This is a genomic window from Actinomycetospora sp., from assembly GCF_055612215.1.
In genome coordinates, this window is record NZ_JBVPVA010000451.1 from 1 (window position 1) to 5,398 (window position 5,398).

The 5,398-nt window shown below is 73.5% G+C and carries 7 protein-coding genes; 5 read left to right on the plus strand and 2 right to left on the minus strand.

Annotated features, from left to right (window positions below):
• Positions 1-300: 300 nt before the first annotated feature.
• The gene (locus AC0CYZ_RS12620) at positions 301-1,617 is read left to right on the plus strand and encodes a DUF445 domain-containing protein (protein WP_472215781.1); all 1,317 of its coding nucleotides are present in this window, start codon (positions 301-303) and stop codon (positions 1,615-1,617) included.
• 1 nt (position 1,618) lies between these two features.
• Here the strand turns inward: AC0CYZ_RS12620 and AC0CYZ_RS12625 are convergent, their stop codons facing one another.
• Positions 1,619-1,975, minus strand: coding sequence for a fluoride efflux transporter FluC (locus AC0CYZ_RS12625; RefSeq protein WP_472215783.1), 357 nt, complete (start codon positions 1,973-1,975; stop codon positions 1,619-1,621).
• Positions 1,972-2,400 carry a fluoride efflux transporter CrcB gene (gene crcB, locus AC0CYZ_RS12630; protein ID WP_472215785.1) on the minus strand — a complete coding sequence of 143 codons (429 nt, stop codon included), beginning with the start codon at positions 2,398-2,400 and terminating at the stop codon, positions 1,972-1,974. The genes AC0CYZ_RS12625 and crcB overlap by 4 nt, the downstream gene beginning before the upstream one ends.
• A gap of 229 nt (positions 2,401-2,629) precedes the next feature.
• On the opposite strand from crcB, the gene AC0CYZ_RS12635 reads away from it, so the two are divergent.
• The 4 genes from AC0CYZ_RS12635 to AC0CYZ_RS12650 all read left to right on the plus strand — a co-directional run bounded on the left by AC0CYZ_RS12635 (position 2,630) and on the right by AC0CYZ_RS12650 (position 5,371).
• Entirely contained in the window at positions 2,630-3,349 is a 720-nt protein-coding gene (locus AC0CYZ_RS12635; protein WP_472215787.1) for a hypothetical protein, read from the plus strand.
• Positions 3,350-3,461: 112 nt separating this feature from the next.
• Positions 3,462-3,782, plus strand: a complete 321-nt coding sequence (locus tag AC0CYZ_RS12640) for a DUF2516 family protein (protein WP_472215789.1) — start codon at positions 3,462-3,464, stop codon at positions 3,780-3,782.
• Positions 3,779-4,336, plus strand: coding sequence for a YbaK/EbsC family protein (locus tag AC0CYZ_RS12645; protein ID WP_472215791.1), 558 nt, complete (start codon positions 3,779-3,781; stop codon positions 4,334-4,336). The genes AC0CYZ_RS12640 and AC0CYZ_RS12645 overlap by 4 nt, the downstream gene beginning before the upstream one ends.
• A 36-nt stretch (positions 4,337-4,372) precedes the next feature.
• The gene (locus AC0CYZ_RS12650) at positions 4,373-5,371 is read left to right on the plus strand and encodes a pirin family protein (RefSeq protein ID WP_472215793.1); all 999 of its coding nucleotides are present in this window, start codon (positions 4,373-4,375) and stop codon (positions 5,369-5,371) included.
• Positions 5,372-5,398 lie beyond the last annotated feature (27 nt).

Here is a 5,398-nt window from a genome sequence, read left to right on the forward strand (position 1 = left end):
CGTGGCGCGCAACGGCACCTTGCGCGAGCACAGCGCAGGGCGCCCCCCGGTCGCCGTGGGGCAGCACCGCGACCCGGGGGCGCGGGAACCCCGTGCGGCCGGGCGCGGTCGGTCGCACGGGGTGTCGTGGGGCGCGTCATCGCGCGTCGAGGCCGTCGACCTCTCGGGGCGTCGTCTGTGTAACGCTCGGGAGGTCCACGACGGTGCGGGCGTTCCGGACCCCCGTCCGTCGCTTCGCACCACAGCCTCTCGCGGTTCACCCCGTCGGGTCGCTGACACGATGGGGGCACAATTCGTGGGGTGAGCGCAGTGGCACCGGATCAGGAAGCCGTCCCGAGACCGGCGGGTGGGAGCGGGCTGACCGGACTCGCGGACGAGGAGGGCAAGCGCGCGCGCCTGCGGCGGATGAAGGTCGTGGCGACGGGGTTCCTGGTGGGCGCCGCCGTCGTGTGGATCGTCTTCCTCACCTGGGAGCGCCACGGGGGGCCGGCCCTGGCCGGGTATGTCCGCGCCGCGGCCGAGGCGGGGATGGTCGGCGCCTTCGCCGACTGGTTCGCCGTCACGGCGCTCTTCCGTCACCCCATGGGGATCAAGATCCCCCACACCGCGATCATCCCGCGGAAGAAGGACCAACTCGGCGAGAGCCTGTCGGACTTCGTCGGCGAGAACTTCCTGTCGGTGCCGGTGGTCAGCGAGAAGCTGCGCTCCGCGCGGATCGCGAACCGGACCGGGGCGTGGCTCTCGCGGCGGGAGAACGCCGAGCGGGTCACGGCCGAGGCGGCCACCGTCGTGCGCGGTGCGGTCGCGGTCCTCCGGGACGACGAGGTGCAGGCGGTCATCGACCAGGCCATCACCCGCCGCGTCGTCGCCCAGCAGTGGGGCCCGCCGATGGGCAAGCTCCTCGAGGGGATCCTCGAGGACGGCTCCCACCGCCGCGTGGTCGACCTGATCTGCGACCGGATCTACGACTGGGTCCGCGTCAACTACGACACGGTCATGACGCTCGTCAGCAAACAGGCGCCCAGTTGGTCGCCGCGCTTCGTCGAGGGCCTGATCGGCGACCGGCTCTACGCCGAGGCCCTCTCGTTCACGTGGGCGGTGAAGTCCGACCAGGACCACCCCATGCGCAAGGCGATCGACCGCTTCCTCACCAGCTTCGCCGGCGACCTCCAGCACGAGGAGGAGACGATCGAGCGGGTCGAGTCGATCAAGATGCAGCTCCTCGAGCACCCCGACGTCCAGGGCCTGATCAGCCGCGCGTGGGCGACCGGCAAGGCGATGATCCTCGACGCGGCCGAGGACCCGTCGAGCGAGCTGCGCCGCCGGGTCACCGACGGGGTCACCCGCTTCGGCGAGCGGATGGTGCTCGACGAGGCGCTGCGGGAGAAGGTCGACCAGTGGGTGGTCGACGCGGCGGCCTACGTCGTCACCCGCTACGCCCCGGAGATCACCACGCTCATCTCGGACACCGTCAAGCGCTGGGACGGCCCCGAGACCTCCCGCAAGATCGAGCTCCAGGTCGGCCGGGACCTGCAGTTCATCCGGATCAACGGCACCGTCGTCGGGGCGCTGGCCGGGCTGATCATCTACACCATCGGCGAGCTGGTCGTCGGCTGACTCACAGCGCGGCGCCGACGGCGAGACCGAGCGCCGCCGCCCCGAGTCCCGCGAAGGTCTGGATCACGACGTCGAGCACGGCGTGCGTGCGCTCCCCGGCCTCGGCGAGGCGGACCGTCTCGTAGCCGAGCGTCGACCACGTCGAGAGCCCGCCGCAGAACCCGGTCCCGACGGCCGCGGTGAGGGCCGACCCGGCAGAGCTCCCGACGACGACGCCCAGCACGAGCGAGGCGACGACGTTCACCGTGACGGTGCCCCACGGGAACGAGGTGCCGTGCGCGGACTGCACCGTGCGGTCGGTGAGGTAGCGCAGCGGCGCGCCGACGGCGGCGCCGAGGACGACCCAGAGCGCGGTCACCGGCGGGTGCCCCGGGCCGTCGCGCGCGCGAGGGCCAGGCCGAGCGCCGCGGCGCCGACCGAGCCGAGCACCGTCGCCGCGAGGTAGCCCAGCGCGACGCCGAGCCGGCCCCCGGCGAGCAGCTGCTGGGCGTCGACCGCGAACGTCGAGAACGTCGTGAAGCCGCCCAGGACCCCGACCCCGAGGAACGGGCGCACGAGCGGGTGGGCCTCGCGGACCTCGGCGACGTGCACGACGAGCACCCCCATCAGCAGGCAGCCGACGACGTTGATGAGCAGGGTCGCCGTCGGGAAGCCGCCGTGCGGGGTGGGCGACGCGAGCCCGACGCCCCAGCGGGCCAGCGCTCCCAGGGCGCCGCCGAGGGCCACCGCGGCGACGGCGGCACCCTGGCTCCGCGCCACGTCGCGAGCCGTTCTCGTGGGCATCGCCGCAGCGTACGGAGGGGCCCATCCAGGTGTGCGACACGCCACGCCATCTGCGCAAGCATTGTGCTTGCATCAGCTAGCACCGGTGTTACCGTGGTCATCAGACGGCACCGAGACCGACGTCCCGACAGCCGCCGACACCGCGTCCGGTGCCCCCGGGCGGAGCGCCCACGAGGGCCGCAGCCGCCCGACACGATCATCACGTCACCGATCCATGGAGTGATTCAGCATGGCCGTCACGTTCCCCACCAAGTTCGACGTCCGCGAGGCCCGCGACCAGGCCACCAAGGCCGTCTCCGACGCCGTCGACCCGCTGCGCGCGCCGTCGCTGGCGCTGCTCGGCCTCGGCGACTACGCCGTGGCGAGCGCCCAGGAGGCCGTCGCCCGCGTGCAGGCCGGCGCCACCGAGGTCCAGGCCCGCGTCGAGGACCTGCCCTCGGAGCTGCAGGAGCTGCGCTCGAAGCTGACCGCCGAGGACTTCCGCCGCCTGGCCGACGCCTACCTGGCCGCCGTGCGCAGCGTCTACGAGGACCTCGTGAAGCGCGGCACCGGCGCCTACTCGAAGATCAAGGCCCAGCCGCAGGTCAAGCAGGCCATCTCCACCGTCGACTCGGTCTCGAGCGAGCTCGAGAGCCGCCTCGAGGACACCGTCGAGGAGTTCCGCGTCCGCGGCGAGAACGTGCTGGCCGGCGTCACCAAGCAGACCCGCTCGGTCGGTGAGCGCGCCGCGCGCTACACCCAGCAGGCCACCGGTCAGGCCGCCGAGACGCTGACCGAGGCCAGCGCCGAGGTCGCCGCCGAGGTCAAGGAGGCCGGCGACGAGGTGGCCTCGGAGACCCGCAGCACCACCCGCAAGGCCGCCGCCAAGACGGCCCCGAAGAAGCAGGGCCCGAAGAACGCCCCGAAGTCCGCGGCCACCACCGCCGCCGACAAGCGCGCCAAGAGCTGACGCTCCCCGCGTACGACGCACGGCCCCGCCCCCGCTCCCCGGGGGCGGGGCCGTCGTCGTTCGTGAGCCGGGGGCCGGTCCACCGGTCCCACCAGCACGTATCCTCGCGCCTGTGCTGCTGCAAGTGCCGGTGTTCGAGTACCTCGACTACTACCTGTCGATGCTGATCTGGATCGTCGCGATCCCGATCGGCCTGTACGCGTTCATCCACGCCCTCCTGCAGCGTGCGGATGCGTTCACCGCGGTCGACAAGCTGACCAAGCCGGCGTGGTGCGGCATCACCGGCGTCGGCGCGCTGCTGCTGGTGATCTCCGTCGGCGGGCCGGTCGCGAGCCTCGCCATCCTCTGGCTGGTCGCGCTCTGCGCGGTGCTGGTCTACCTCGTCGACGTGCGCCCGAAGGTGGTCGAGGTCCAGCAGGGCGGCCGTTGGTGATCGCGGACCTCGCGCCCGCGGCGGGCACCCTGACGCTGGCGCCCGCCCTCGATCGCCCGGACCTGCTCGCCGAGCCGGTCGCCGCCGCGCTGGCGGCCCTGCCCGACGACGTCGCCGCCTCGTGCGCGGTCGCCGAGATCGACCCGGACCTCGCCGACACCGCCGCCTTCTGCGAGGCCTACGGCTCCCCGCTCGAGGCCTCGGCCAACTGCGTCGTCGTCGCCGGCTCGCGCTCCGGGGAGCAGCGCCTCGGCGCGTGCGTGGTCCTCGCGACCACCCGGGCCGACGTCAACGGCGTCGTCCGCCGGCGCCTCGACGTCCGCAAGGCCTCGTTCGCGCCGATGGACACCGCCGTGGAACTGACCGGGATGGCCTACGGCGGCATCACGCCGTTCGGGCTGCCCGCGTCGTGGCCGCTGCTCGTCGACGCCGCCGTGCTCGCGACCCCCGCCGTCGTCGTCGGCAGCGGGATCCGGGGCCGCAAGCTCGTCGTCCCGGGCTCGGTGCTCGGGACGCTGCCCGCGGCGGAATCCCTGGAGGACCTCGGCCGTTAGCGGTATCGTTCAACCTTCAACCAGCTGGAGGAACCGATGCCCGCCGTCACCGTCCCCGACCTGACCGTGCTGCCGCGCCTGGCGGACCTCGGCCCGGAGACCGGGGCCACCGAGCGCGGCGTGCGTCGCGTGACCACCGCCCCGCGCGGCTTCGAGGGCGAGGGCTTCCCGGTGCGGCGCGCGTTCGCCGGGGTCGACCTCGCCGACCTCGACCCCTTCATCCACATGGACCAGATGGGCGAGGTCGAGTACGCCCCGGGCGAGCCCAAGGGCACCTCGTGGCACCCGCACCGCGGGTTCGAGACCGTCACCTACATCATCGACGGCACCTTCGAGCACGCCGACAACCACGGCGGCGGCGGACTGATCACCAACGGCGACACGCAGTGGATGACCGCGGGCGGCGGGGTGCTGCACATCGAGCGGCCGCCGGAGGCCCTCGTCGCGTCCGGCGGCCTCTTCCACGGCCTGCAGCTGTGGGTCAACCTGCCGCGCGCGCAGAAGTGGGCACAGCCCCGCTACCAGGACCTGCGGGCCGGGCAGGCGTCCCTGGTGACCTCGCCCGACGCGGGCGCGCTGGTGCGTGTGATCGCCGGCTCGGTCGACGGCCACCCCGGCCCCGGATCGACCTACACGCCGATGACGATGGCCCACGCGTCGATCGAGCCGGGCGCGATGCTGCGCGTGCCGTGGGATCGCGAGCAGAACGCGCTGGCCTACGTGCTCTCCGGCGACGGCCACGCGGGAGCCGAGCGGCGCCCGGTGTCGACGGGCCAGCTCGTCGTGTTCGGTCCCGGCGAGTCGGTGCGCGTGGCGGCCGCGGTGGGCCAGGACGGCCGGCACCCGAAGCTCGAGGTCGTGCTGCTCGGCGGGCGTCCGCTGCGGGAGCCCGTCGCGTGGAGCGGGCCGTTCGTGATGAACACCCGCGAGGAGGTCATGGACGCGTTCCGCGACTTCCAGAAGGGCCGCCTGGGGGCGGTGCCGGCCGAGCGGGTGGCGCACGCCGGGGCGTCGCGGGGCGTGCGGACGACCTAGCTCCTCAGTGCTCGGCCATCCACCGGC